The sequence below is a fragment of the Streptomyces sp. NBC_01116 genome, assembly GCF_041435495.1.
In the GTDB taxonomy this organism is placed as follows: Bacteria; Actinomycetota; Actinomycetes; order Streptomycetales; family Streptomycetaceae; genus Streptomyces.
In genome coordinates, this window is record NZ_CP108644.1 from 8393182 (window position 1) to 8417619 (window position 24438).

Here is a 24438-nt window from a genome sequence, read left to right on the forward strand (position 1 = left end):
GTGAGGGAGTGGGAAGTGGTGCTGTCGGTTCACCAACTCCGCTGTCGGAGAAGCTATTCCGGAGTCAGCTCGGGAATATTCGATCGGCCCCCGGACGTTGGCATCCCCTTTCGGTCGCGCCGACCGAGGCCGAAGCGTTCGCCGTAGGCCATTTGAGTGTCCTTGTCGGCCGCAAGCCCCGGACGGGGAAGGATGTCCCACCGCACTGATCGCCGCGGGTCCATTCTGGTCGCCGAGTCCACACGGGCCGTCGACCGAAGGAGCGTCGTAGTGACGACGAGGGGCATCTCGCAACCGGTGGAGACCGATACCGCCGACCAGGACGAAATGCCGGTACGGCGCGGCGAACCCGGCAACGTGGTCATCAAGTGGATGACCACGACGGACCACAAGACGATCGGCACGCTCTACCTCGTCACCTCCTTCGCGTTCTTCTGCGTGGGAGGGCTCCTGGCGCTGGTGATGCGGGCCGAACTGGCCCGGCCCGGCATCCAGCTGATCTCGAACGAGCAGTTCAACCAGGCGTTCACGATGCACGGCACGATCATGCTGCTCATGTTCGCGACGCCGCTGTTCGCCGGATTCGCCAACTGGATCATGCCGCTGCAGATCGGCGCGCCCGACGTGGCGTTCCCCCGGCTGAACATGTTCGCCTACTGGCTGTACCTCTTCGGCTCGCTCATCGCGGTGGCCGGCTTCCTCACCCCGCAGGGCGCCGCGGACTTCGGCTGGTTCGCCTACGCCCCGCTCAACGACGCGGTCCGCTCACCGGGCATCGGCGCCGACATGTGGATCATGGGTCTGGCCTTCTCCGGCTTCGGCACGATCCTCGGCTCGGTCAACTTCATCACCACGATCATCTGCATGCGCGCACCCGGCATGACGATGTTCCGCATGCCGATCTTCGTCTGGAACGTCCTGCTGACCGGTGTGCTGGTCCTGCTGGCCTTCCCGGTCCTCGCCGCGGCCCTGCTGGCGCTGGAGGCCGACCGCAAGTTCGGCGCGCACGTCTTCGACGCGGCCAACGGCGGCGCCTTGCTCTGGCAGCACCTGTTCTGGTTCTTCGGCCACCCCGAGGTCTACATCATCGCCCTGCCGTTCTTCGGCATCGTCACCGAGATCTTCCCGGTCTTCAGCCGCAAACCGGTCTTCGGCTATATCGGCCTGGTCGCGGCCACCATCGCCATCGCGGGTCTGTCCGCGACCGTGTGGGCGCACCACATGTTCGTCACGGGCGGTGTGCTGTTGCCGTTCTTCTCGTTCATGACGTTCCTCATCGCCGTGCCGACAGGCGTGAAGTTCTTCAACTGGATCGGCACGATGTGGAAGGGTTCCCTCTCCATGGAGACCCCGATGCTCTGGGCCGTCGGGTTTCTGGTCACCTTCCTGTTCGGCGGCCTGACCGGGATCATCCTCGCCTCACCGCCCCTGGACTTCCACGTCTCCGACTCGTACTTCGTCGTCGCCCACTTCCACTACGTGGTATTCGGCACCGTGGTGTTCGCGATGTTCGCCGGATTTCACTTCTGGTGGCCGAAGTTCACCGGCAAGATGCTGGACGAACGGCTCGGCAAAATGACGTTCTGGACGCTCTTCGTCGGATTCCACGGCACGTTCCTCGTTCAGCACTGGCTCGGCGCCGAGGGCATGCCGCGCCGTTACGCTGACTATCTCGACGCCGACGGATTCACCGCGCTGAACACGATCTCCACCATCTCCTCCTTCCTGCTCGGACTGTCGATCCTGCCGTTCTTCTACAACATCTGGAAGACCGCCAAGTACGGCAAGAAGATCGAGGTCGACGACCCGTGGGGCTACGGTCGTTCGCTGGAATGGGCCACCTCCTGCCCGCCGCCCCGGCACAACTTCGTCACCCTGCCGCGGATTCGTTCCGAATCCCCGGCGTTCGACCTACACCACCCGGCTGTCCGCTCCCTGGAAGGCGCCACCAATCGCCCCCAGAACTCCACGATCGTCGCCCCGGGGGACCGGCACGAGTGAGATGCGGCCCGGCCCTGACGAAGCGACGGAGAGGAGGACGGGGTGAAACCCGACAAGGACGGCGCCCGGGGGCTGGCGCAGCTGGAGGGCTTTCTGCTCTGGAACGCCGAGGTCGAGCGGGCGCGGCGGCAGGCGCGCCGGTTCACCGGCCAGTTGCCCTGGTTGACCACGGCGCAGCGCGAGGACGTCGAGCGGGTGTTCATCGCCGAACGCGTCACCGCTTCCCGGGAGTCGCTCACCCGTATCCGGGACCGTGCGGACGAACTGCGCGCTGAGTATGCCGGGCGCTACGCCCGGCTCCGGGCCCGGTGCGTGGCTGTCTCGGCCGGTGCTGTGGGCGTGGCGGCCTGCCTCGGCACGGCGCTGGCGTTGGTCCTGCGCTGACCCCTCGGTGAAATCCGTTGGGATCGCGTGGGATCCGGTGCGGCCGGTCGACGGCCGCACCGGACGGGCCCGGGGTGCGCGAGCGGTGCCGGAGCGGTCAGCGCCGTACCAGACAGAAAGGGTGCCCGGCGGGATCGGCGTACACACGCCAGCCGCGCCCCGCGTCCCCGGTGTCGAGCGGGGACGCCCCGCAGGCCAGGGCCTCGCCGTGCGCCCGCTCCTGATCGGTGACGCCGAAGTCCAGGTGGAACTGCTGGGGCGGGTCCTGGTCGGGCCAGCGAGGGGGCCGGTGGCCGGCCACCCGCTGAAAGGCGAGGACGAGTCCGCCGGGCGTGTGCAGAGTGGACCAGTCCTCGTCGCACCCCCATCGCCGGTCGGGGAGGTCGACCTCGCCCCCGAGCAAGGACGCGTAGAAGTCGGCCAGTTTCCTCGGATCCGGGCAGTCCAGGACCACACAGTCCAGTTCAGCGATCATGGCCGCATTTTAGGGGTGACCTGCTCACTCCGGCCGCGTTCACGAAGCCCGGCGCGGCACCCGCCGCCCCGGGATCTCGGCTTCCCGGCTGCCGCCCCTCCCGTGGACTCAGCGGGCCCCGAACACCTGCGTCCACACCGGACCGCCGCCGGAGTCCTGCTTCCCCACACCGATCTCCTTGAAGGAGCAGTTGAGGATGTTCGCGCGGTGTCCCGGACTGTCCATCCAGGACCGCATCACATCGGCCGGGGTCCGCTGGCCCTTGGCGATGTTCTCGCCGTAGGTGGACCACTGATACCCAGCGGCCGTGATCCGGTCTCCGGGGTCCCTGCCGTCCTGCGAGGTGTGTGAGAAGTAGTCCTTGGCCTCCATGTCGGCGGAGTGCCGTTGTGCGGCCGTGCTGAGCTGATCGTTCACGGTCACCGGGCCGCAGCCCTCCTTGGCCCGCTCCGTGTTGACCAGCTCGGTGACCTGGCCGGCGGTCCCCGCCGGGGCGGGCGGCGCGGGCGCGGGCGGGTCCGGCTTCGGGACCGGGGCGGCGGTGGTGGGCGCGGGCGGTGGTGGGGTGCTCCGCTTCGGCTTGGCCTTGGGCGTACGCGAGGGGCTCGGCGACGGGGACGCGCTGGGCGAGGCGGACGCGGAGGCCGAGGGGGAGGGGGACGACGTCGTGGAGGCCGGCGTGGGCACCTCGGAACGGGGGGCCGGAGCGTCGGCCGTGACGGTCGTCGCGTCCCGGTCGTCGCCGTCGGTGTACAGGTGTACCGCCGCGCCACCCGTGCCCAGAGCGGCGACCGCGACGACGGCGGCGACGGCCGAGTTACGACGGCGCCGCCGGGCCTGCACCCGTCTGCGCTCCGCGCGCCCCGCACCTGCGCCGTGCGAGCCCGGACCGGGCGCCTGGAGGTGTGCGGCCGTGCTGAGCAGTTCGGGAGCCGCCCCCGTCCCCGCGGCGGCCACCGGGACCAGCGCGAGTCCCACCAGCAGCCCTTCGGCGGGCACGAGCCCCGAGCGGTGTCCCGAGCACACCGTGCACTCGCGGGCGTGGCGGGCCAGCCGCTTGCGCCACAGGGCGGAGGGGACGCCGTCCCAGCCGACGGCGATGTCCTGCAGGAGCACGCACGGCGGTTCGGCCGCCAGCGCGCCCACCACGACCCTCGCCGCCTCCAGCTGTGCCTTCATCCGCTGCACCCGTACGGCGGTGTGCTGCGCGGAGAGTTCGAGAGCGGCGGCGACCTCGGCCCTGGACAGATGCCCGGCGGTCTCCAGCCACCACAGCGACAGCAGGGCGCGATCGTCTTCGTCCAGCCAGCGCGTCGCTTCCGCGACCTGGCGGCGCTGGCCGGTCAGGCCCAGTTCCAGGATCGTCACCTCGACGAAGTCCGCCCGGGGATCCGGCAGGTCGTACGCCGCCTCCAGCCGGTCCGCCGGTAGCGCACCCGACTGCCGCTCACGCCAGTGCGTGCGTATCTCGTTCATGGCTATCGCCACCAGCCAGGACCGGAAACGTTCCGGGTCGCGCAGTTCGGGCAGGCTCCGGAGCATACGCAGCACCGTCTCCTGCACCACGTCGTCCACGTCCGCATGACCGTCCAGCGCGCGTCCGACGACGTTGTACAGCAGCGGCAGGTACGCCGAGACGAGCTGGTCCTTGGCCTGCTGGTCGCCGCCCTGCGCCGCCGCGATCAAGACCGTCGGGTGATCCTTGCCCATGCTGTGCTCACTCTTCCGGGGTCCGGTGCTGTCACTTCCCACACTCGGGAGATGCGGTGCGGGCGGGACAATAACAAGAATCCGGCGGGCAACCCCGGAAACGTTCGACGCCGCCACCCGGAACGGGCATCGTCGGCCCTTGTGGCGGCGGTGTGCGCGGTGGGCCCGACGTACCCCGCGCACCGGTCCGTGCCACGGATCACTTTCCGTGGCACGGACCGGTGCGCGGGACAGGTGGCGGCCGCCCGGTCGCCGGCGGGGCTGCTCAGGCGCGGGGCGGTCCGCCCTGGTCACGGTCCGTCCCGAACTGCTGCCTGAGCTTGTCCTGGGCGGTGTCGACGTGCCCCTTGTACTTGCCCTTCGTACGGTCGTCGACCATGTCGCCGCCCTTGTCGATGCCCTTTCCTACCTGATCCTCATGGCCCTTGAGCATCCTCTTGATCTTGTCCAGTGCGGACATGCGTCCTCCTCGTCGACTCTGCGCCCCCCCACATCAAGGGTCACCGCACCGGGCACCGCCCGCATCCGCGCCGGGCACGGCGAGGACGCCGACAGGTGGGACGGGAGGGGACGGGAAGTGTGAAGCCGCGTCGACTGGGCACATACCGGTTGACCAGGAGGAGGTGGTGGCAATGGGCCGCATCCGAGTCGTCGTCCGTCGTCCCCCGCCCCCTTCGGGGCCCCCGCCCCTCGATCTGCGAACCCCGTCCGGTCGCCCCCTGCCGTACTGAACATCGGCGCGCCCACCCCTCCGGGGTACGGGTGCGGCCGCCCGGAATCGCGGGGCAGCCCTCAGCGGTGATCAGGCTGGGGGCCGCCGTCGAGCGGTCCGTGCCGCCGTGGTCTGTCCTCGTACCGCCCCGCCGCCGGCCCCGACAGCGGTGCCAGCTGCTCCACCAGGGCCTCCAGCTCCTCGACGGCGTACTCGGTCTCGCGGCGGATGTTCTTGTGCTCCGCGACGACGGCCCCGAGCAGCAGCGCGGTGAGCGCGACGCTTGCGTTGAGCACGGAGAGATTGGCCATGATCTCCATCAGGCTGTGCCCCGCGAACGGCCCTACGGCATCCGTACCGGCGATGATGGCGAGCACCGAGACGACCAGGGCACACGGAGCGCTGCCGGGCAGCTGGAAGCGCAGGGCCGCCCAGATGATCACCGGGAACACCAGGTAGATCATCGACAGCGAGCTGCGCGTGGCGATCAGCGACGACACGACCACGACGGCGGCGAGGACCGACGCCTCCAGCCACCGGTCGGACGGGCGCGGCCACCGCACCCCGCGCAGGACCAGCAGCACAGGGGTGACCACCAGGACCCCCATCGCGTCCCCCGCCCACCAGGACGACCAGACCAGCCAGAAGCGTCCCGGCGGGACCTTGCCGTCGAGCAGCAGTGTCAGACTCCCGATGGAGGCGCTGATCAGCATCCCCGCGAACGCGCCGAGGAAGACCAGACAGACCCCGTCCCGCAGCCGCACCAGCTCACTGCGGAAGCCGACCCTCCGCAACAGGGCGTACGAGGCGAGCGGGGCGATGGTGTTGCCGAACATGATGGCCAGACGGCTCAGGGTGAACGCGTCGCCGATCTCGGAGACCGTGACCAGCGTGCCCAGCGCGATACCCGGCCAGACACGGGGGCCCAGCCACAGCACCGCGGCCAGAGCGATGCCGGTGGGCGGCCACAGAGGTGTGACCACCGCGCCGTCCACGACGACCTGGCGCATCAGCCCGAGATGCCCCACCAGGTAGTAGGCGCCGGCCACGCCCAGGATCTGCGCCATGTACACGGCCCGACGTCTGGCTCTTTCGGTGCGGATCACACCACTCATCAGACACCGACCGCGGCGGGACCCGGCAGGTGACACGCGCGGTACGGGCAGGCGTCACCGCGGTCCGCGGCGGGCGGCGGCATGCCGCAGGACCAGTACGGCGGCGTCGTCCTCGTGCCCCGTCACCTCCGTCGCGCCCAGGACCTCGTCGGCCAGCCGGGCGGCGCTCGCCCCGGCGTGCGCGGCGACCAGCTGCCGGACCCGCTCCAGGCCGTCCTCGATCAGCAGCGAAGGCCCCTCGACGACCCCGTCGGTGAGCAGCACGATCGCCCCGTCGGAGTCGAGGGTGCGCCGGGTGACGGGATAGACCTCGCCGGGCTCGATGCCGAGCGGCAGGCCGCCCGGGTCCTCCGTGACACCGGACCGGCCCTCCGTGGTGGCCCACACGGACGCCACGTGCCCGGCCCGCGCGCTGTGCAGCTGCCAGGTCGTCGGGTCCAGACGCATGAACGTGCAGGTCGCGAAGAGGCCCGAGTCCACGGACACCAGGAGGTCGTTCGTCCGCCCCAGGACCTCGCCCGGATCGGACACCGTGCCCGCGATGGCCCGCATCGCGATGCGGACCTGCCCCATGAAAGCGGCGGCCTCGACATCATGTCCCTGTACGTCGCCGATGGCGAAGCCCAGGGCCCCGTCCGCGAGCGGGAAACCGTCGTACCAGTCACCGCCGATGTCCAGGCCGTGGCGGGCGGGCGCGTAGCGTGCCGCGGCCTGGAGACCGGGGAGCGTGGGCAGGGCGGACGGAAGCATCTCGCGCTGGAGCGCCTGCGCCAGTTCGACCCTGGCCTGGTGGAACTCCACCTCGCGCCGAGCGCGGGCCGTGAGGTTCTGCAGGGTGTTGAGCAGGTCTTCGGCGCTTGCTGAGCGGGGAGTCCGACGCCGGTTCATGTGCCGCTCCGCGGTGCGTTATGTCCCTGAATCATATGGCGGGCGCCCCGGAGCGGCGACCGCGGGCGCCTCCGCGCTCCCGTAGCCACCGGAGTGAGGCCCAGGACGCCACCGGGGTGAGGCTCAGGAGGGCCGGGAGCGGTACAGATCGCGGAGCAGGGCGATCTCGGCACCGTGGTGCAGCACCTCCTGATTGACCCACCAGACGATGTCGAGGAAGGGATCCTCGGCGTCGCTGCCGTTCGGATAGGTGCTGTACCCGACGGTGTCCAGGGCCGTGTCGTCAGCGCTGAGCAGGGCCTCGCGCCAGGCTGCGGCCGCGGTCCCGAAAGCGGTCACCGCCCCGGTGGCCTCACCCGGAGTGCGGTAGCCGTCGCGCGTGAGCGCCCTGCTGCCACTGGTGTGATCGGCACGCAGGGTGAGCATCTCGGCGAGATGGCTCAGACGCCACGCGATGGTGGTGAACGGCGGAGGGAACGGGTGCGGGGATTCAGCCGAGTCCCGCCCCCACTCCCCGGTTCCTGCCAGAGCGGTCGCCCGCGCCCCGGGGCCGTCGCCGCGACGGCGTACCGACCAGCAGTCGGGCACGGGTTCCCAGAGGTGTTCGTCGTCGCCGAGCGGGGTGACGCCGACGTCGACTCCGTTGCCGCTGTCCATGACGGGACCGGTCAGGCGGGCGAGAAGCCGCTCACAGGCGAAGTCGAACTGCTCCAGCAACGGGATCAGGCGCGGTGGAAGGCTCATCGGTGGAGCGTTTCACGGCCGACGGGCGGGCGCACACCCCATTTTCCGGGGGTCGCTACCCCGCCGGTCCGGACCGGCGGGGTCGGGCGGCCGAGCCTGGCCGGATGGACCCTCGTACCGAGCCGTTGTCAGTGCCCGGTGGGATGCTGCCCGCATGGACGAGCTGATGAGGCAGCGACGGGTGTACGGCACCGACCACGACGACCCCCGCCCCGGGCCGAGGCCGGGGCACGACTATCGGGAGCTGGTCGGCGGCCCGCTCGACGGGCTGCTGCTGGACGTCACCGACTGGGGCGAGGCGGACCTGCGCGACGGCGTCGGGCTGGTCACCGAGATCGGCGCCTACGGGCCCGGTGGACGTGCCGAGTACGGGCCGCGGTCGCCGGACAGCCACCAGTGGGACTGGCGCGGCGACGTGCGGTGAAAGGCCGGGTGGTGATGGCAGGGGCGGCAGGAATCGAACCTGCGACATACGGTTTTGGAGACCGCCGCTCTGGCCGCTGAGCTACGCCCCTTTGGTTATGGGTGAAGCCTGGCATGCCCGTCCTCGGACGCCAACAGATTTACGCGGCTGCGGCGTTGGGCCCCGCCGCGCCGAACGTCCCCACGACCGGCCGGGGCCGATGCGGCGGGGTGCCACCCCTCAGGACGCCGGGCAAGCCGGGGGAGGGGCTGCGGGCCGGACCACGACGGTCCGATAGGTTGGCCGGTCATGTGGGCTTTGAGCGCGGTCGGGCACCGTCGGCTGGGTGCGGCAGGATCTCTGGCGATCGTCGTCGGCGGCTGGTTCGCCGGAAAGCTGCCGGTCCACGACCCCTGGGGTCTGTGGACCGACCAGGGATCCGCCACGAAGGCGGCAGCGGCCGTCCTCACGTACGTCGGACTGACCGTCCTCCTCGTGGCCTGGTGGCAGTACGGAAAGACCGCCTCCACCGTCCGCGAGACCCTCACCACCCTCGCCTGGTGGACGGCTCCGTTCCTGCTCGCGCCCCCGCTCTACAGCGCCGACGTCTACAGCTACATCGCGCAGGGCGCGATGGTCGTCGAAGGGCACGACGTCTACACCGTCGGCCCCTCCGCCCTTGACCCCGGCGGAATCGGCGGCGACGCCGCCGCGAGCGTCGGCAACCACTGGCGCGACACCCCGGCCCCGTACGGACCGCTCTTCCTGATGCTCTGCGCCGCCGTCGCCTGGATCACCGGCGGAACGATCGTCCCCGCCGTCCTCGCCCTGCGGCTCGTCGCGCTCGTCTCCCTCGCCCTGATCGTCTGGTCCCTGCGCCGCCTGGCCCGCGAACACGGCCGCAGCGAGAGCCGCGCCCTGTGGCTGGGAGCTCTCAACCCGCTGTTGCTGATGCACGTGGTGGGCGGCGTGCACAACGACGGGCTGATGATCGGCCTGATGCTCGCCGGCCTGGTGCTCGCGCTGCGCGGCAGGTGGATCGCGGGCAGTGCCGTGGTCGGCCTCGCCATGATGGTGAAGTCCCCGGCCGCCGTGGCACTCCTGTTCATCGGGGTTCTCGTGCACGCGTCCGCGACCGGCCCCTGGTGGCGCCGCTGGGCCAAGGGACTGTTCGCACCCGGTCTGATCGCCTGCGCGGTCGCCGGAGGGGCCACGCTGATCAGCGGCACCGGATTCGGCTGGCTCCACACCCAGGGCGTCGCCGCGAACATCCACACCGCCCTCTCCGTCACCAGCGACATCGGCCTCGGACTGGGGGAGCTGGCCCGGCTGCTCCTGGGCGTCGACGCGGAGCCGGTCAAGTCCGCCGTCCAGACGCTGGGTCTGGCGGCCGCTCTCGTCGTGATCGTCGTGCTGGCCCGGCGTGCGATGCGGGGCAGCACGACACCGGCCCACGCCCTGGGCGTCTCCCTGCTCGTCCTGGTCGCCCTCTCACCCATGGTCCAGCCCTGGTACCTGCTGTGGGGCATGGCCGTGGTCGCCGCGACCGAACAGTACGGCCGCCTCTCCGCCGTCCTGACCGTGCTCTCCGCGGCGCTGGTGTACGAGACCCACCCGATGGGCGCCACCCCGCCCTACGGATTCGCCCTGGCCGGCCTCGCCGCCGTCCTCGGCACTCTCGCGCTCCGGCGTACCCCCGTCGTGCCACCCGGCGTCCGACTGCCCGGCCGGCGGGACTCCTCGGACGCGCCGGGCTCGCAGGAGAGCCAGGGCACCTCCGCGTCCGCCGCCTCGCCCGCCCCGGCGCCGCAGAGCGCTCCCTGAACAAATCCCCTCGACGCCCGGCAAGATCCTCGGCTACGCTGAGCGGGTCCTGTTGTCTCCGATTGAGGTGGACGTTGCGCATCTGAGGTCCGCGATCATCGCGCGGTACGGCCCTGGCCCGTACACCGTCACGACGTTGTCGGCATTTCTGCCGCCCGTGACGTCCGCGTGGATGCGACCTCGGTGCTGAGCCGTCCCTCACCTTCTCAGGACTGTTCTTCCCACCACCTTCCGGCCCCGGCCGGGTCGCCGCGTGCTGTTCGCATACGAAGCCCCCCCGTTCCTCCTGCTTCCGACTGCGAGAACCACATGAGCCATCCCACCGCGCCCGGCGCCTCCGTGGCAGCCTCCAACCTCACCTTCCGGTGGCCCGACGGCACGAAGCTCTTCGACGGGCTCTCCCTCACCGTCCCCCGGGGACGCACCGGTCTGGCCGGGGCCAACGGCGCCGGCAAGTCGACCCTGCTGCGTCTGTTCGCCGGACTCCTGCGCCCCTCGGAGGGGTCCGTCTCGGTCGGCGGAAACCTGGCCTACCTGCCGCAGAACATCACCCTGGACACCACACTGCGCGTCGACGCCGCCCTCGGCATCGCCGAGCGGCGGGCCGCCCTGCGCGCCATCGAGGCCGGAGACGTACGGGAGGAGCACTTCGCGGCGGTCGGCGACGACTGGGACGTCGAGGAGCGCGCCCTGGCCACCCTCGGCACCCTGGGTCTCGGCGCCGTCGACCTGGACCGCACCGTCGGGCAGTTGTCCGGCGGTGAGACCGTCCTGCTGCGCCTGGCCGCGCTGCTCCTGGAACGCCCGGACGTCCTCCTCCTCGACGAGCCGACCAACAACCTGGACCTGTTCGCCCGCCGCAGGCTCTACGACGCCGTCGACTCCTGGCGCACCGGCATCCTGATCGTCGTCAGCCACGATCGGGACCTGCTGGAACGGGTCGACCGCATCGCGGAACTGCGATCCGGCTCGGTCGGCTGGTACGGGGGCGGCTGGTCCGCCTACCAGGAGGCCCTCGCCACCCAGCAGGAGGCCGCCGGGCGGATGCTCCGCGCCGCCGACGCCGACGTACGCCGTCAGCAGCGCGAACTGGAGGAGACCCGGATCAAGGTGGCCCGCCGTCAGCGCCACGACAAGAAGCTGGACGGCCGGCGCAAGGCCCCGCGCATCGTCGCCGGGGAACGCAAGCGCTCGGCCCAGGAGTCCGGGGACCGGCTGCGCGGCCTCCACGAGGACCGGCTCGACGAGGCCCGCGAGCGCAGGGAGGAAGCCGCCGAAGCCGTTCGCCGGGACGCCGAGATCAAGGTGAGCCTGCCCCACACCGCGGTGCCCGCGGGCCGCACCGTGCTGACCGTACGCGACCTGAGCCTGCCCCACGGACGGCTGCGCGAGGGCAGCCTCCAGGTGAAGGGACCCGAACGCATCGCCCTGGTCGGCCGCAACGGAGCCGGCAAGACGACCCTGCTGCGGGCACTCACCGGAGAGCTCGCACCGAGCACCGGGGAGGCCGTGGCGGCGGTGCCGCTGAAGTTCCTCCCGCAGCGGCTGGACGTCCTCGACGACGCGCTGAGCGTCGCCGACAACGTCGCCCGCACCGCCCCGGGCACCACCGACAACCAGATCCGCTCCCAACTCGCCCGGTTCCTCTTCAAGGGGGCCCGCGCGGAGCAGCCGGCGGGCACCCTGTCCGGCGGTGAACGTTTCCGGGCCGCTCTCGCGGCGACGATGCTCGCCGCCCCCGCGCCGCAACTGCTCCTGCTGGACGAGCCGACCAACAACCTCGATCTGGCCAGCGTGCGCCAGCTGACGAGCGCCCTGGAGTCCTACGAGGGCGCGCTCGTCATCGCCAGCCACGACCTGCCGTTCCTGGAGTCCGTCGGCATCAGCCGCTGGATCCTGCTGGACGACGAACTGCGGGAGACCGACGCCGAGCAGGTCCGCGAACTGTTCGGGAACCCGGACCCGACCCCGGCGGGCACCGCGTGACACCGACCGCACGAGCGAAGGAGAAGAAGATCCGGATGGGCACCGACCTCGGCCCCTGTGTCGTACTGATCACCGGAGTGATGGCCGCGGGGAAGTCCACCGTCGCCCAGCTCCTGGCCGAGCGCCTGCCACGCGCGGTCCATGTGCGCGGAGACGTCTTCCGCCGCATGATCGTCTCCGGCCGCGCGGAGATGACACCCGACGAGGCGCAGGAGGCACGGAGCCAGCTCGACCTGCGCCAGCGGCTCTCGGCACAGGTGGCCGACGCCTACGCGGACGACGGATGGACGGCCGTCGTCCAGGACATCGTCCTCGGCGAGGACCTGCCCCGCTACGTGGCCAGGGTCCGCACCCGTCCGCTCCACGTCGTCGTGCTCGCCCCCACGCCCGCGACCGTGCGCGAGAGGGAGGAAACGCGGGCGAAGACGGGGTACGGGGAGTGGACGGTCGAAGCGTTCGACGCGCACCTGCGGAGCGGGACGCCCCGTATCGGCCTGTGGCTGGACACATCCGGTCAGACGCCCGAGGAGACGGTTTCGGCCATCCTCGACGGGCTGCGCGGTGCGGGAGGTACAGGTGACGCGGCCCCTCAGGCCGCCTCGTAGTGGTGGGCCCGCCCGCCCCGCCACTCCACCCAGACCGGGTTGTCGAGAATCCGGTCCGCTTCTTCGAGGCCGGCCTCGTTCAGGAACACGATCACGTCGTGGTCGCTGTGGGCCAGCCCGAGTATCTCGTCCCGGCCCTCATAGTGCACGGTCACCCGGCGGCCGCCCGAAGAGGTCGGCCGGTGGATGACGATCGGGGGATTTGCCATGGGTCCACCCTGCGACGCGCCCCGAGCCCTCGCATCCCCGGCCCGCACCCTCGGAAGGCGAACCGAAGCCGCTCCGGAAAAGGCATCCGCGCCCTCCCCCGGGGCCGAGGAGGGCCTCAGCGCCCGGCGGATCCGAGTTCCACCGTTGTGGTGACACGCACCAGGGAGGGGCTGCGCGGGGCGGAACCGAACCCGAAGGCCACGGGCGGATCGAGCGGGGTGAGCCGTCCCAGGCTCACCCCGCCCAGCGTGGCGTCGGCGGCCACGACCGGCCTCAGCCCCCGCGCCCCGTACCACTCACGCCGTCCCGGACCCGCACGGCCCAGGGTGCGTACGCCGGGCATCAGCAGCCGGGCCGGCACGTCGCACAGCGCGGCCCAGACCGGGCTGCGGGCGAGCGGGCCCGGCACGGCGGACAACAGCAGGCCGAGTGCGGAGCGGCGGCCCGTCCGCAGCCGCAGACGCAGCGACCCCGCCTCGACGATCCAGGTGTCGCCCGCGACGGTGACGGTCACGGGCACCACCTCGATCCGGTCGAAGCGGTAGGTGGCGGCCACGAAGTCCGCGATCCGCCCGGACGGGGCCAGCAGGACCCGCTCGCCGTCACGATGCTCCACCATGACGTCGCTGAACGCCCCGAACGGGGAACGCGGCCAGTGGCCGACCACCAGCCGGGTGCCCGAGGAGGTACCCACACCGGCGATCCAGCCGTCGAACCGCAGTCGCTCACCTGTCACGCCCGCCAGTCTCCCCCGTCACGGGCGGCGGGGCAGGACCGGCGGCCGGCGCGGCGGGCCCCGCCGCCGTACGGGCTACTCGAAACGGGACGTGTCCCCGGCTCCGCGACGTACGATCTCGGGATCGTCGCCGGAGAAGTCGATGACCGTGGTGAGCTCGGTGCCGCAGTCGCCCGAGTCGAGGACGGCGTCCACCTCGTGCTCCAGCCGCTCCTTGATCTCCCAGCCCTGCGTCAGCGGCTCCTCCTCGTCCGGCAGCAGCAGGGTGCTGGAGAGCAGCGGCTCACCGAGCTCGGCGACCAGCGCCTGGGTCACCACGTGGTCGGGGATGCGCACGCCGACCGTCTTCTTCTTCGGGTGCAGCAGCTGGCGGGGAACCTCCTTCGTCGCCGGGAGGATGAAGGTGTAACTGCCGGGAGTCGCCGCCTTGATCGCCCGGAACACGTCGTTGTCCACGCGGACGAACTGGGACAGCTGCGCGAAGTCGTGGCACACCAGCGTGAAGTGGTGCTTGTCGTCGAGGTTCCGGATCGACCGGATCCGGCCCAGGGCGTCACGGTTGCCCAACTGGCAGCCGAGCGCGTAGCACGAGTCGGTCGGGTACGCGACGAGCGCACCGGACCGGATGCTGTCGACCACCGTGCTGATGGTGCGGGGCTGGGGATTTGCGGGGTGCACGTCGAAGTACTTGGCCATTCGCCGAGCTTACGCGCTCGGGCCGGACCGGTAGAGCCCTCGGCCGGGAAGAGTGAGAGGCGGCCCGTCGTAGGACGGGCCGCCTCTTCTTCCGCTTCGCGCGGCGGTGTTCACCGCCGGTCCGGTCAGACCGCGGCGGCCCCCACCAGCTCGTCCAGTACGTCCTCCATGGTCACGAAGCCGATGACCGTCCCCTTGTCCCCGGCGACCGCCGCGAGATGCGTACCGGCGGCACGCATCGCGGTGAGGGTGTCGTCGAGCGGGGTGTCGATCTCGACCCGGATGACGGGGTGGAGGGCGCTCGTGGGCAGCGCCTTGGTGCGCTCCGCCACGCCGAGGGCGTCCTTGATGTGGAAGTAGCCCAGCAGCCCGTCGTCGGGTCCGGTGACCGGCAGCCGGGAGAAGCCCGAGGCGACGGCGGCCCGCTCCAGACCCTGCGGGGTGATGCCCAGGCCGACGGTGACGGTCCGGTTCAGCGGGACCATCACCTCGCCGACCGGCCGGGTCCCGAGCTCCAGGGCGTCCCGCAGACGCTCCCCGTCGGCCGGGGCCAGCAGCCCGGCGTCGCTGGAGTCCTTGACCAGCCGTACGAGCTCGTCGTCGGTGAACACCGAGGCGACCTCGTCCTTGGGGTCGACCTTGAGCAGCCGCAGCAGCATGTTGGCGAAGGCGTTGATGCCGAAGATGACCGGCCGCAGCGCCCGGGTCAGGCCTACCAGGGGCGGCCCCAGCGCCAGCGCGGTGGCGACGGGGGCGGCCAGCGCGATGTTCTTCGGGATCATCTCGCCGATGAGCATGTGCAGATACGTCGCCAGCGTCAGCGCGATCACGAAGGCGATCGGGTGGACCAGCGCCTCCGGCACGCCGACCGCGTCGAACGGCGGCTCCAGCAGATGGGCGATGGCCGGCTCCGCCACGGCGCCCAGCACCAGGGAGGAGATGGTGATGCCGAGCTGCGCGGTGGCCATGGCGGCCGACAGGTGTTCGAGGCCCCACAGTGCGCTCTTCGCACGTCGGCCGCCCCGTAGAGCCTGCGGTTCGATCTGACTGCGTCGGACCGAGATGAGGGCGAACTCCGCGCCCACGAAGAACGCGTTGGTGAGGAGGGTGAGCACACCGATGGCGAGCTGGATGGCGGTCATCGGGCGTCCTCCTCCACGAGGGCCGGCGCCGGTGCGGGCGCGCTGATGCGGACCCGGTCGGCCCGGTGGTGCTCGATGTCGAGCACGTCGAACTGCCAGCCGTCGACCTCCACCCGGTCCGTACGGACCGGGATGCGGGCCAGCTGGTTGGCGAGCAGGCCGGCGAGCGTCTCGTAGGGGCCCTCCGGCGCGCCGAAGCCGATCCGGTCGAGCTGGTCCAGCCGGAGGCTGCCCTCGGCCTCCCAGACCGGGCGTCCGTCGCCGAGCGGCTCGGCCGGTGCGAGGTCGGGTCGCTCATGGGGGTCGTGCTCGTCGCGGACCTCGCCGACGACTTCCTCGACGATGTCCTCGACGGTGGCGACCCCTGCCGTGCCGCCGTACTCGTCGATCACCACGGCCATCGTCCGGCGCTTGCGCAACTGCGCGAGCAGCCGGTCCACGGGCAGCGAGTCGGGTACGAGGAGGGGCTCGGTCGCCAGGGCGGTGACGGGGGTCCGGGCCCGCTCGGACTCGTCCAGGGCGAGCACATCGCGGATGTGGACCGTGCCGATGACCTCGTCCAGGCTGTCCCGGTAGACCGGGAAGCGGGACAGACCGGTGGCCAGCGTGAGGTTGGCGGCGTCGGCGGCGGTGGCGTGGGCCTCCAGCGCCCGGACGTCGACGCGCGGCGTCATCACGTTCTCGGCGGACAGCTCCGCCAGGTGCAGGGTGCGGACGAACAGCTCGGCCGAATCCTGCTCGATGGCGCCTTCGCGGGCGGAGTGCTGAGCGAGCGCGATCAGCTCCTGCGGCGTACGGGCGGATGCCAGCTCCTCGGCCGGCTCCAGGCCCAGGCGGCGCACGAAACGGTTCGCGGTGTTGTTGAGGTGCCGGATCAGCGGAGCGAAACAGGCCGTGAAGGCCCGCTGCGGGGTCGAGACGACCTTGGCCACCGTGAGCGGGCTGGAGATCGCCCAGTTCTTCGGGACCAGCTCACCGATGACCATGAGCACCACGGTGGAGGCGGCCACACCGAGGAGGGTGGCGACCGTGGACACGGCGCCGGCCGGAAGCCCGGCGCTCTCCAGCGGGCCGCGCAGCAGCACCGCGAGGGACGGCTCGGCCAGCATGCCGATGATCAGCGAGGTCACGGTGATGCCGAGCTGGGCGCCGGAGAGCTGGAAGGTGAGTCGCTTGGCTGCCTTGAGCGCGCTCTCGGCACCGCGTTCACCGGCCTTCACGGCGCGTTCGAGCTCGCTGCGCTCGATGGTGGTGAGCGAGAACTCGGCCGCGACGAACACCGCACAGGCCAGTGTCAGCGCGAGGGCAAGGAGGAGAAGGGCCACTTCGCTCACCGTGTCACCTCCGTCCCCCGGTGCGTGGGGTCAGGGATGACACGGTTCGTACTGGGAGGCTCACCCATTGCGGTGCGCAGCTCCTTCTCTGTTCGGGGCGTCGGGATCGACGGTGGAAGACGGGTGTGAACCCGCCCCATAGATAGTAAAGGGAACGCAAAGCAATGGGGAGTGGCGGGCGTCACACGGTGAGCCGCACGGGGCGGTCGGGCGGTGCGCGATCTTGATGGCCGGAACTGTGCGTAGGGGGCGCGCGCTTGGGAAACCCTTTGCTTCCCGGGATGTTCTGCCCGGGGAGGTGGCTCACGCAACCTCGATCATCCATCCGTAGAGATCACTTGTCCGTAGAGATCATTCATCCACAGAAGGAGCGGACGCCGCACATGGTGTTCAAGAAGTTGCTCGGAGCCCTCGGGGTCGGCGGACCCTCGGTCGACACCGTTCTGGAACCCGGTCCCGCCGTGCCCGGTGGCCTCCTCACCGGAGAGGTCCGCCTGCGGGGCGGCGGATCGGACGTGACGGTCGACCGGATCTCACTCCTTCTCGTCGCCCGGGTCGAGATGGAGGGCCAGGACGAGGAGCACGAGGGGACGGTCGTCCTCGAACGATTCACCGTCGGCGGTGGGTTCCGGCTTGCGGAGGAGGCCGAGCACACGGTGCCGTTCACCGTCACCCTGCCGTGGGAGACGCCGATCACCGAGCTCCACGGCCAGCACCTCGGACCCGTGCTCGGGATCCGGACGGAGCTGGAGGTCGCGGGAGCGCGGGACAAGGGCGACCTCGACGCACTCGCGGTGGGGCCGCTGCCCGCGCAGGAGGCGATCCTGGAGTCCTTCGGGCAGCTCGGTTACGCGTTCAGGGCGGCCGACCTGGAGCTCGGACACATCCGGGGCACCGGTCAGCAGCTTCCCTGCTACCAGGAGATCGAGATCCTCCCGCCGGCCGGGCACGCGCACGCCGTCAACGAGATCGAGGTGACCTTCATCGCCGCGTCGGGCGGTCTGGAGATCGTGATCGAGGCGGACAAGCGCGCCGGACTGTTCTCCGACGGCCAGGACACGGTCCACCGCTTCACCGCCTCGCACCACGCGGTCCCGCACACCGACTGGAACGCCCAGGTGGACGGCTGGCTGAAGGAGGTCATCGCCGGTCACGAGGCCCGTGCGACGCCGCACTCGGGCGTCGAGCACCACGGTGACCGGCACCGGCCGGGTCCCGGCACGGGTGCGGTGGTGGCCGGGGTCGCGGCGGGCGTGGCCGTCGGCGTCGTCGGTGGCATGGTCGCCGCCGAAGTGGTCGACGAGATCGGCGACGCTTTCGAGGACGAGGAGGGCGGCGAGGGCGAGGGGGGCGACGACGAGGGCTGACCCTCCCGTCGTACGCGGTCCGGGGCGGCGGGCGGGATTTCTCCTTCCGCCCGCCGGTCGGCGCCCCGCAGATCGCCGCGCCTTCGGCCGTCGCTCCTTTCGGTCGTCGTCCCCTCGGAGGCGGTGATCTCAGCCGGACGACCGGTCGGCCACCTTCGGAGCAAGCCGGTCGGCGAGAGCGTCCAGATCCCGGACGAACCAGATGTCCCGGCCCCGATTGGCCTCGCGGACGAGATCGGGAAGGGCAGAACTGGCCGACAGATGGTGGTCGATGTCTCCGACGACCACGAGGCGGAGCCGGTAGTTGGCGAACTTCTGCAGGATGGCTCCGGCGAGGCCGGTGCTCAGGTCGAAGAACCGGTCGTCCAGCCTTGTGGACGGCAACGCGACCACCTCCGCACACGCGAACGCGGCACCGATCAGATGGTCGAGGGCGTCCTGAACATCGGCGACGGTGACCCCGTCGGCGTCGCACACCAGGACCGGAACGCCGTGGTACTCGACGACGTCAGGCACGGTCCGCCCCCGGTGTGGACGTGGCGGTGGAGGTGAACAAGCCGCTGTCCGGGCCCAGCAGGCCGTCGATCATGTGCAGCAGATCGGCGGTGGCCGCGGCGCCGCCGAGAACGACGATCTTCATTCGGGTTCGCTCCTTGTCGTAGACCGTCTGGATGCGCAGGGGGTCCGACCCGTCCCGCCCGGACTGCGCGCCCGCCGTGACGAACGTGCTCAGCCGGTGTGCGGCGCCCGGATCGAGCGCGTCGATCTGCACGACGCTGGACACCTCCACGTGTCCGGGCGCGGCCGTCGGCCGCGTGGCCGTGTCGTCGGCCGGCCGACCGGTCAGGACGGCCAGGTCCTCCTTGTTGATCCGGTACTGCTTGCCGATCCGGACGGCCTTGAGCCGCCCGTCGCGGACGTAGTTCCGGACGGTCCGCACATGCAGCCCCAGCAGCTCGGCCACCTCGCCGACCGAGTAGAGCTCCCGCTCGTCGTTCCCCATAGGAACGTAACCTACTCTAAAAAACCTTCAATGGACTCCATGAACCGTGGATAGGGTTGTTTAGGGAAGGACTGTGCTGACGTTCGCCCTCCTTGACGTACTCGGCGGGTGAGACGAAGTCCCGAGTAGCAGAGTGGGAAAGCCCCGGCAGCCAGGGGGGGAGACGAACGGCCGCCCACGGACAAGGAATCCCATGAACCTCGAATCCCGGCCGCCCGATCCGCGGCACCAGCGACCCGAAGGCGTGACCGACGCGACGGTAGAGGCGCTCGGGGCCCTTTCCAAAGCGCTGGAGACCGCCGAGCGTGCCCGCGGTGCCCTCTACGACTTCCATCAGCTCACCGGGAGTGCCGACCTCGCGCTGGACGACGCCGTACGACTGCTCCGCGCCGCGGGGCACGAACCGGACGCCGAGCGGGTCGAACGGGAGATCCTCGGCCGCAATGTGATCCCCGGACACTGGACGTTCCAGATCGTCGAGGAGTACAACACCACCTATTACGACGTGTTCCGGACGATCGAACGGCAGATCAGGCAGAAGCTCGCCGACGGCCGCGATCACCTCTACGAGGCCGAGATGAAGGCGGCCCGGCGGACCGCGGGACATCCGGATCACACCGCTGAGTGACGGGCCGCCGCCCCCTCCGGTAACCCGTCTCCTCCCGCTGTCACCGAACGTAGCCGCACGAGATGCGGACCGGACCGACTCCGGTGACGCTGGGGCTCAGGTCGCGCACGCAACGTAGTTTGCCGACGGAGGACCGACGACGGAGGACATCCCATGAGCTTGCACGAAACCCCGGTGGAGCGAGCCCGCCGCACCCGTGAACGCGCCGAGGAACTGGGCCGCGCCGCCGACCGGACCACCGACCCCGAGCACCGGCAGCGGCTGCGGGAGAAGGCTCTGCGGCTGCTGCGCGAGGAACCGGCTGCCGACTCCCGCCCCTCCTGACTCCCGCCCCTCCTGACAGGCCTGCCGGAGTGAACGCGTTCGGAACGCGGCGGCGCCCTAATCCCTGACTTTGAGGAAGCGCATCCGGGTTGCGCCGTTGCTGTCGGTGCCGCCGGCCTCGGCGTCGGAGATCTTCCCGCCGGTGAGGACGAACATCAGGTGCAGGCGGACGGTCCGGGGGCCGGAGGCGACCGTGTACTCGGTCATGATGTGCGTGGTCCCGCCCTGCTGTTCCTGCCTCGTGGCGTTGATCGCCGCGATCTGCGTGAAGCTCGTCAGGAGGGTGTCCGTGGTCTCGTCCCTGAGCCAGCCGATGATGTAGCCGCTGCCGCCGGTGGCGGAACCGAGCGCGTACCGTACGTCGCTGTCGATGTGGTAGACGCCGGCTTCCGGGAGCACGATGTCGGACTCGGGGATCGGCACGTCGGTACCGGTCCGGGCCAGGAGGTCGGCGTGTTGCCGCTCGGCGTTGCGGAACGCGCTCACCGGCGTGAGGCGGGCGCCGATCTCCCACCTCTCGGGGCAGCCGGACGCTCCGGTGACATCGATGTCCACCGAGCGCTCGACGCCGACGTTGCCGCCTGGCGCGAGACCCGACAGGTCGACCCGCGGTACGAGTAGTCCACCGGTGGTGTTCCGTGCGGCATTGCACGGGGACGGGTCCAGGGACGGCGTGTCGGGCGCGTACAGACACCCGTCGCTGCCCCGGACGATGGCGTTGTCCCGGTCGGTGGAGATGCACGGCGGGAGGGCGGTGGCGCAGCCGTCCTGGCAGGAGGCGACCGGGACGACCGGTGGCACCGGGGCATAGGGGGTCGAGCCGTCGAGGGTGTCGGTCGTGCAGGTGACCGTGCCGTCGCAGGTGCGGCAGGTCGTACGGAGGAACGGCCTGCCGCAGCCCGGGGCGGACGCCTGGACGGTGAGGACGAGGCTGTCGACGGTCCATTGCTTGGGGCCGACTCGGCAGGCGTCGTCGTTGCCGGTCTCCAGGTTGAGCTCGACGACGACCCTGCCCGCGAGGACGTCCGCGAGGGGCACGGCGGTCGGTGGGATGACGCCGTTGTCGTCTCCACCCGCCGGCAGGTCGGGCGGTCCCAGGAGATCGGCGCGGATGGGGGTCGTGCCGTTCCACAGGGCGAAGCGGCCGTAGAGCCGGCAGGCCGTGTTCCTGCCGTCGTTGTGGACATGGACCGAGGCGCTGATCGTGACGTCGGTGGGGTTGCCGCGCAGTGACGCCGGGTCGATGTGGACGACGCCGGCGAGCCAGGTGTGCTGGCCGTTGTGCGTCCCGTCGTCGGCCGGGAACTCTCCCGTGCCACTGTTCAGGATCGTCTGGGCGACGACAGGGTCCAGTGCGGCATGGGTGTTGGCGATGGTGTAGTACGGCGTCGGGTCGGTGCTGATCGCGGTCGCTGGGATCCGGTACGGCGCGGAGTCGCGCAGGGAGATCGTCTCGCAGTGCTCGCACGGCTTGGGATCGGGGCAAGTAACGGGAGGGCAGGGGGGTTTGGGGGGCTGACAGCCACCGATGGCGATCGGTGGCTGCCCGCAGCCGCATCCGCTCATGAATCAACTCCGTTGAGACGATCGAGTGTCGACGCTGCTGGAAGTGCTGGAAGTGCTGACGGTGTTGGTGGTCTTGCCGAGTTCTCGGCCGCTCGGCCGCTCGGCCGAGGAGTGGAAGAAGAGTCCTGGCGACCGTTCGCCTGGATGCGTCTGGCGTGACGTCGACCGTCTTCCAGCTACGTGCTGCCGCAGGGGGCGTGTTCTTGGGGTGGGAACAGAAGCGGCCGTGTCGGCCCGTCTTCGCGATTCCGCCACTGGGCCGACCGCGTCGGGCGCTCGGACATGGGCCCATCTGAAGCTCAGTCGCTTGTCTTCTCGTTGTCATCCCCAAGGTACTGGCCCGTGCGGCTGTCTGGCATTACCTCGTTAGAGTGGCCGATCCCTCCGTCGAGGTGTCTGAGCCCTCGTCGGTGTGCGGGAAATATCGATTGCCGGGCGGTCGTCGCGCGGGTAGCGTCGCGCGCCGTGACCCCGACCCTGCGCACCGAGAGGCTCCTGCTGGAGCCGTACGTCCCCGAGGACGAAGAGGACTTCGTCGCCCTGTTCCAGGACACCGAGGTGTCCCGCTGGATGGGCGACGGCCCTTCCTCCGAGGCGGAGGACCGGGCCGTGTTCGGGCGGGTCTTCACCAAGGTCTACGCCCAGGACCTGTTCGCCGTCTGGGCCGTCCGCCGCGACGGGCGCCTCGTCGGGCATGCCGAGATCAAACGCACCGACGCCGTCGGCGGCCACGAGATCATCTACGCCCTGGCCCCCACGGCCTGGGGCGCCGGCCTGGGGACCGAGCTGGCACGGGCTGTCGTCGCCCACGGCTTCGGCACCCTGGGGCTGACCGAGGTCCACGCCACGGTCGCCGCCGCGAACGAGGCCTCGTTGACGCTGCTCCGCAGAATCGGCTTCGAGCACATGAGGGACATCGAGGAGGACGACGGCAGCACCACCCGCGTGCTGACCCGCCGCCGCTGAGACGGGGCCGCCCTCTCCCCTCGCATCGGTCGAGCGCGCGGGGGGCCGGCCGCCCGCCGCGGTCTCAGGCGCCCACCGTGCCGTCCACCCCTTCGCGCAGCAGGTCCGCGTGACCGTTGTGGCGGCCGTACTCCAGCAGGACGTGCACCATGACCATCCGCAGCGAGACGTCCTTCTCCCAGCGCGGCTGACGCCCCACCAGATCCAGCGAGGCCGCCTCCCGCTCGATCCGGCGCGAGGTCTCCACCTCCGCTTCCCAGGCGGTGAACGCCTCGGCCCGGGTCGCGGCGCTCGCGTCGTACGCCGCCTGGAAGTCGAACGCCTCCTCCGACCACACCATCGGTGCCGCCTCGTCCTCGAAGACCCTCCGGAACCAGGCGCGTTCCACCTCGGTCAGATGGCGCACCAGAGCCAGCAGGGACAAGGTGGACGGCGGCATCGACCGCTCGCGCAACTCCTCGTCGCCCAGCCCCGCGCACTTCATGGCGAGGGTCTCCCGCTGGTAGTCGAGAAAGGCCCGCAGCGTCTCGCGCTCGCTCCCCAGCAGCGGAGGCCCGATCCGGTCGTCGTTCGTCATGATGATGTCCCCCAGTCCGTTCGCCGGTCCGTTTCCCGGTCCGTTTCCGGCCGACAGTATGACCGGCCCGTGTCCGCCCGGTCAGGCCCGGCCTCACCCGTCCACAACCTCCCTGGACAGAACACCTAGGGTGGTGAGGCATGGACGAGAGGGAACTGCTGCGACGCTCCGACGGGCCGGTGACCCGGGGCCGGATCCGGGACGACCTGGCCGGACTCGGTCTCGCCGCGGGCGACACCGTGATGTTCCATACGCGGCTCTCCGCGATCGGCTACGTCCCCGGCGGTTCCCGGACCGTCATCGACGCCCTGCTGGACGTGGTGGGGCCGACCGGCACGCTGCTGGTCACCTGCGGCTGGAACGACGCTCCGCCCTACGACTTCACCGCCTGGCCCCGTGCCTGGCAGGAGGCCGTGCGCGCCCACCACCCGGCGTTCGACCCGGAGACGAGCGAGGCCGAGCACGCCAACGGCCGCCTCCCGGAGGCCGTGCGCCGCAGGCCCGGGGCGGTACGCAGCCGTCACCCCGATGTGAGTCTCGCGGCGCTCGGCGCCTCGGCCGCCGCCCTGATGGACGCCCACCCGTGGGACGACCCGCACGGCCCCGGCAGCCCGCTGGCGCGTCTGGTGGCCCGCGGTGGCCGGGTGCTGCTCCTCGGCGCGCCCCGGGAGTCGATGACGTTGCTCCACCATGCGGAAGCGCTGGCCCAGGCCCCGGGCAAACGGTTCGTGACGTACGAACAGCCCATCGAGGTGGAGGGCGAGCGGGTCTGGCGCACCTTCCACGACATCGACTCCGAGCACGGTGCGTTCGACTACTCCTCGGCCGTGCCCGAAGGCCAGGACCCCTTCGCGGCGATCGTCGGGAGCATGCTCGCCGCGGGTATCGGGCGGGAGGGTCTCGTCGGGGCGGCCAGGAGCTGTCTGTTCGACGCCGGTCCGGCCGTGGAGTTCGGCGTCCGCTGGATCGAGGAGCACCTGAACCGGGACGCCTGACGCCCTCCCCCGAACGCCGTGCCCGGCGGGCAGCGTGCGGCTGTTCT

At 70.9% G+C, this 24438-nt stretch carries 26 protein-coding genes, 1 tRNA gene and 1 pseudogene; 12 read left to right on the top strand and 16 right to left on the bottom strand.

Features of this window, described 5'->3' with window-relative positions; all coding sequences use genetic code 11:
* Positions 1 to 327: 327 nt before the first annotated feature.
* Entirely contained in the window at positions 328 to 2001 is a 1674-nt protein-coding gene (ctaD, locus tag OG245_RS36390; RefSeq protein ID WP_371628087.1) for a cytochrome c oxidase subunit I, read from the top strand.
* A 42-nt stretch (positions 2002 to 2043) separates the two neighbouring features.
* On the top strand, positions 2044 to 2385 hold the full coding sequence (locus OG245_RS36395) for a hypothetical protein (protein WP_371627603.1): 342 nt from the start codon (positions 2044 to 2046) through the stop codon (positions 2383 to 2385).
* Positions 2386 to 2482: 97 nt separating this feature from the next.
* Here OG245_RS36395 and OG245_RS36400 read toward each other — a convergent pair whose 3' ends face one another.
* From OG245_RS36400 to OG245_RS36425, 6 genes are all read right to left on the bottom strand, one after another.
* Complete coding sequence (locus OG245_RS36400; protein WP_371627604.1) at positions 2483 to 2860, bottom strand: VOC family protein; 378 nt, start codon at positions 2858 to 2860, stop codon at positions 2483 to 2485.
* Positions 2861 to 2968: 108 nt separating this feature from the next.
* Positions 2969 to 4570, bottom strand: a complete 1602-nt coding sequence (locus OG245_RS36405) for a sigma-70 family RNA polymerase sigma factor (RefSeq protein ID WP_371627605.1) — start codon at positions 4568 to 4570, stop codon at positions 2969 to 2971.
* A 265-nt stretch (positions 4571 to 4835) separates the two neighbouring features.
* Positions 4836 to 5030: an antitoxin gene (locus OG245_RS36410; protein ID WP_371627606.1), complete on the bottom strand. Its 195-nt coding sequence runs from the start codon at positions 5028 to 5030 to the stop codon at positions 4836 to 4838.
* A 332-nt stretch (positions 5031 to 5362) separates the two neighbouring features.
* A complete protein-coding gene (locus tag OG245_RS36415; RefSeq protein ID WP_371627607.1) occupies positions 5363 to 6388 on the bottom strand; it encodes an MASE1 domain-containing protein in 1026 nt (341 codons plus the stop codon).
* A 63-nt stretch (positions 6389 to 6451) separates the two neighbouring features.
* The gene (locus tag OG245_RS36420) at positions 6452 to 7285 is read right to left on the bottom strand and encodes a PP2C family protein-serine/threonine phosphatase (RefSeq protein ID WP_371627608.1); all 834 of its coding nucleotides are present in this window, start codon (positions 7283 to 7285) and stop codon (positions 6452 to 6454) included.
* Between the two features lie 123 nt (positions 7286 to 7408).
* Positions 7409 to 8029, bottom strand: coding sequence for a DinB family protein (locus tag OG245_RS36425; RefSeq protein ID WP_371627609.1), 621 nt, complete (start codon positions 8027 to 8029; stop codon positions 7409 to 7411).
* Between the two features lie 154 nt (positions 8030 to 8183).
* Here OG245_RS36425 and OG245_RS36430 point away from each other — a divergent pair, with 154 nt between their 5' ends.
* On the top strand, positions 8184 to 8453 hold the full coding sequence (locus OG245_RS36430; RefSeq protein WP_371627610.1) for a hypothetical protein: 270 nt from the start codon (positions 8184 to 8186) through the stop codon (positions 8451 to 8453).
* Positions 8454 to 8468: 15 nt separating this feature from the next.
* Here OG245_RS36430 and OG245_RS36435 read toward each other — a convergent pair.
* A tRNA-Trp gene (locus tag OG245_RS36435) sits at positions 8469 to 8544 on the bottom strand.
* A 197-nt stretch (positions 8545 to 8741) separates the two neighbouring features.
* Between OG245_RS36435 and mptB the strand changes: the two genes are divergently transcribed.
* The 4 genes and pseudogenes from mptB to OG245_RS36455 all read left to right on the top strand — a co-directional run bounded on the left by mptB (position 8742) and on the right by OG245_RS36455 (position 12847).
* The gene (gene mptB, locus OG245_RS36440) at positions 8742 to 10256 is read left to right on the top strand and encodes a polyprenol phosphomannose-dependent alpha 1,6 mannosyltransferase MptB (protein ID WP_371627611.1); all 1515 of its coding nucleotides are present in this window, start codon (positions 8742 to 8744) and stop codon (positions 10254 to 10256) included.
* Between the two features lie 309 nt (positions 10257 to 10565).
* Positions 10566 to 11165: pseudogene (locus OG245_RS36445) on the top strand (ATP-binding cassette domain-containing protein); the annotation flags it as partial.
* 135 nt (positions 11166 to 11300) lie between these two features.
* Positions 11301 to 12242 carry an ATP-binding cassette domain-containing protein gene (locus OG245_RS36450; protein WP_371628088.1) on the top strand — a complete coding sequence of 314 codons (942 nt, stop codon included), beginning with the start codon at positions 11301 to 11303 and terminating at the stop codon, positions 12240 to 12242.
* Between the two features lie 35 nt (positions 12243 to 12277).
* On the top strand, positions 12278 to 12847 hold the full coding sequence (locus OG245_RS36455) for an AAA family ATPase (protein ID WP_371628089.1): 570 nt from the start codon (positions 12278 to 12280) through the stop codon (positions 12845 to 12847).
* On the opposite strand, the gene OG245_RS36460 is transcribed toward OG245_RS36455, so the two are convergent.
* From OG245_RS36460 to OG245_RS36480, 5 genes are all read right to left on the bottom strand, one after another.
* The gene (locus OG245_RS36460) at positions 12832 to 13056 is read right to left on the bottom strand and encodes a hypothetical protein (protein WP_371627612.1); all 225 of its coding nucleotides are present in this window, start codon (positions 13054 to 13056) and stop codon (positions 12832 to 12834) included. The two genes, OG245_RS36455 and OG245_RS36460, sit on opposite strands and share 16 nt — an antisense overlap.
* A 116-nt stretch (positions 13057 to 13172) precedes the next feature.
* A complete protein-coding gene (locus OG245_RS36465; RefSeq protein ID WP_371627613.1) occupies positions 13173 to 13793 on the bottom strand; it encodes a hypothetical protein in 621 nt (206 codons plus the stop codon).
* A 75-nt stretch (positions 13794 to 13868) separates the two neighbouring features.
* Complete coding sequence (locus OG245_RS36470) at positions 13869 to 14489, bottom strand: L-threonylcarbamoyladenylate synthase (RefSeq protein ID WP_371627614.1); 621 nt, start codon at positions 14487 to 14489, stop codon at positions 13869 to 13871.
* A 125-nt stretch (positions 14490 to 14614) separates the two neighbouring features.
* Positions 14615 to 15631: a hemolysin family protein gene (locus OG245_RS36475; protein ID WP_371627615.1), complete on the bottom strand. Its 1017-nt coding sequence runs from the start codon at positions 15629 to 15631 to the stop codon at positions 14615 to 14617.
* Positions 15628 to 16965: a hemolysin family protein gene (locus tag OG245_RS36480; protein ID WP_371627616.1), complete on the bottom strand. Its 1338-nt coding sequence runs from the start codon at positions 16963 to 16965 to the stop codon at positions 15628 to 15630. Before OG245_RS36480 ends, OG245_RS36475 begins: the two co-directional genes overlap by 4 nt.
* 383 nt (positions 16966 to 17348) lie before the next feature.
* On the opposite strand from OG245_RS36480, the gene OG245_RS36485 reads away from it, so the two are divergent.
* Positions 17349 to 18332, top strand: a complete 984-nt coding sequence (locus OG245_RS36485; RefSeq protein WP_371627617.1) for a sporulation protein — start codon at positions 17349 to 17351, stop codon at positions 18330 to 18332.
* Between the two features lie 129 nt (positions 18333 to 18461).
* Here OG245_RS36485 and OG245_RS36490 read toward each other — a convergent pair whose 3' ends face one another.
* Together OG245_RS36490 and OG245_RS36495 are read right to left on the bottom strand one after the other, a co-directional pair.
* Complete coding sequence (locus OG245_RS36490) at positions 18462 to 18848, bottom strand: DUF4180 domain-containing protein (protein ID WP_371627618.1); 387 nt, start codon at positions 18846 to 18848, stop codon at positions 18462 to 18464.
* The gene (locus OG245_RS36495) at positions 18841 to 19335 is read right to left on the bottom strand and encodes a helix-turn-helix domain-containing protein (protein WP_371627619.1); all 495 of its coding nucleotides are present in this window, start codon (positions 19333 to 19335) and stop codon (positions 18841 to 18843) included. Before OG245_RS36495 ends, OG245_RS36490 begins: the two co-directional genes overlap by 8 nt.
* A 193-nt stretch (positions 19336 to 19528) precedes the next feature.
* Here OG245_RS36495 and OG245_RS36500 point away from each other — a divergent pair, with 193 nt between their 5' ends.
* Together OG245_RS36500 and OG245_RS36505 are read left to right on the top strand one after the other, a co-directional pair.
* Positions 19529 to 19963, top strand: a complete 435-nt coding sequence (locus tag OG245_RS36500; RefSeq protein ID WP_371627620.1) for a hypothetical protein — start codon at positions 19529 to 19531, stop codon at positions 19961 to 19963.
* 153 nt (positions 19964 to 20116) lie between these two features.
* Complete coding sequence (locus OG245_RS36505; RefSeq protein WP_371627621.1) at positions 20117 to 20287, top strand: DUF6381 family protein; 171 nt, start codon at positions 20117 to 20119, stop codon at positions 20285 to 20287.
* Positions 20288 to 20344: 57 nt separating this feature from the next.
* Here the strand turns inward: OG245_RS36505 and OG245_RS36510 are convergent, their stop codons facing one another.
* On the bottom strand, positions 20345 to 21853 hold the full coding sequence (locus tag OG245_RS36510) for a hypothetical protein (RefSeq protein WP_371627622.1): 1509 nt from the start codon (positions 21851 to 21853) through the stop codon (positions 20345 to 20347).
* 465 nt (positions 21854 to 22318) lie between these two features.
* Between OG245_RS36510 and OG245_RS36515 the strand changes: the two genes are divergently transcribed.
* Positions 22319 to 22819, top strand: coding sequence for a GNAT family N-acetyltransferase (locus tag OG245_RS36515; protein WP_371627623.1), 501 nt, complete (start codon positions 22319 to 22321; stop codon positions 22817 to 22819).
* A gap of 64 nt (positions 22820 to 22883) precedes the next feature.
* On the opposite strand, the gene OG245_RS36520 is transcribed toward OG245_RS36515, so the two are convergent.
* Positions 22884 to 23396: a DinB family protein gene (locus tag OG245_RS36520; protein WP_371627624.1), complete on the bottom strand. Its 513-nt coding sequence runs from the start codon at positions 23394 to 23396 to the stop codon at positions 22884 to 22886.
* 140 nt (positions 23397 to 23536) lie between these two features.
* Between OG245_RS36520 and aac(3) the strand changes: the two genes are divergently transcribed.
* A complete protein-coding gene (gene aac(3) / locus OG245_RS36525; protein ID WP_371627625.1) occupies positions 23537 to 24391 on the top strand; it encodes an aminoglycoside 3-N-acetyltransferase in 855 nt (284 codons plus the stop codon).
* The last annotated feature ends 47 nt before the right edge of the window (positions 24392 to 24438 follow it).

Excerpts from the sequence above, each read along its gene's own strand:
- ctaD (WP_371628087.1), top strand. The coding sequence starts at position 328 with ATGCCGGTACGGCGCGGCGAACCCGGCAACGTGGTCATCAAGTGGATG.
- OG245_RS36400 (WP_371627604.1), bottom strand. The coding sequence starts at position 2,860 with ATGATCGCTGAACTGGACTGTGTGGTCCTGGACTGCCCGGATCCGAGG.
- OG245_RS36405 (WP_371627605.1), bottom strand. The coding sequence starts at position 4,570 with ATGGGCAAGGATCACCCGACGGTCTTGATCGCGGCGGCGCAGGGCGGC.
- OG245_RS36410 (WP_371627606.1), bottom strand. The coding sequence starts at position 5,030 with ATGTCCGCACTGGACAAGATCAAGAGGATGCTCAAGGGCCATGAGGAT.
- OG245_RS36420 (WP_371627608.1), bottom strand. The coding sequence starts at position 7,285 with ATGAACCGGCGTCGGACTCCCCGCTCAGCAAGCGCCGAAGACCTGCTC.
- OG245_RS36425 (WP_371627609.1), bottom strand. The coding sequence starts at position 8,029 with ATGAGCCTTCCACCGCGCCTGATCCCGTTGCTGGAGCAGTTCGACTTC.
- OG245_RS36430 (WP_371627610.1), top strand. The coding sequence starts at position 8,184 with ATGGACGAGCTGATGAGGCAGCGACGGGTGTACGGCACCGACCACGAC.
- mptB (WP_371627611.1), top strand. The coding sequence starts at position 8,742 with ATGTGGGCTTTGAGCGCGGTCGGGCACCGTCGGCTGGGTGCGGCAGGA.
- OG245_RS36450 (WP_371628088.1), top strand. The coding sequence starts at position 11,301 with ATGCTCCGCGCCGCCGACGCCGACGTACGCCGTCAGCAGCGCGAACTG.
- OG245_RS36455 (WP_371628089.1), top strand. The coding sequence starts at position 12,278 with ATGGGCACCGACCTCGGCCCCTGTGTCGTACTGATCACCGGAGTGATG.
- OG245_RS36460 (WP_371627612.1), bottom strand. The coding sequence starts at position 13,056 with ATGGCAAATCCCCCGATCGTCATCCACCGGCCGACCTCTTCGGGCGGC.
- OG245_RS36470 (WP_371627614.1), bottom strand. The coding sequence starts at position 14,489 with ATGGCCAAGTACTTCGACGTGCACCCCGCAAATCCCCAGCCCCGCACC.
- OG245_RS36475 (WP_371627615.1), bottom strand. The coding sequence starts at position 15,631 with ATGACCGCCATCCAGCTCGCCATCGGTGTGCTCACCCTCCTCACCAAC.
- OG245_RS36485 (WP_371627617.1), top strand. The coding sequence starts at position 17,349 with ATGGTGTTCAAGAAGTTGCTCGGAGCCCTCGGGGTCGGCGGACCCTCG.
- OG245_RS36495 (WP_371627619.1), bottom strand. The coding sequence starts at position 19,335 with ATGGGGAACGACGAGCGGGAGCTCTACTCGGTCGGCGAGGTGGCCGAG.
- OG245_RS36500 (WP_371627620.1), top strand. The coding sequence starts at position 19,529 with ATGAACCTCGAATCCCGGCCGCCCGATCCGCGGCACCAGCGACCCGAA.
- OG245_RS36505 (WP_371627621.1), top strand. The coding sequence starts at position 20,117 with ATGAGCTTGCACGAAACCCCGGTGGAGCGAGCCCGCCGCACCCGTGAA.
- OG245_RS36510 (WP_371627622.1), bottom strand. The coding sequence starts at position 21,853 with ATGAGCGGATGCGGCTGCGGGCAGCCACCGATCGCCATCGGTGGCTGT.
- OG245_RS36520 (WP_371627624.1), bottom strand. The coding sequence starts at position 23,396 with ATGACGAACGACGACCGGATCGGGCCTCCGCTGCTGGGGAGCGAGCGC.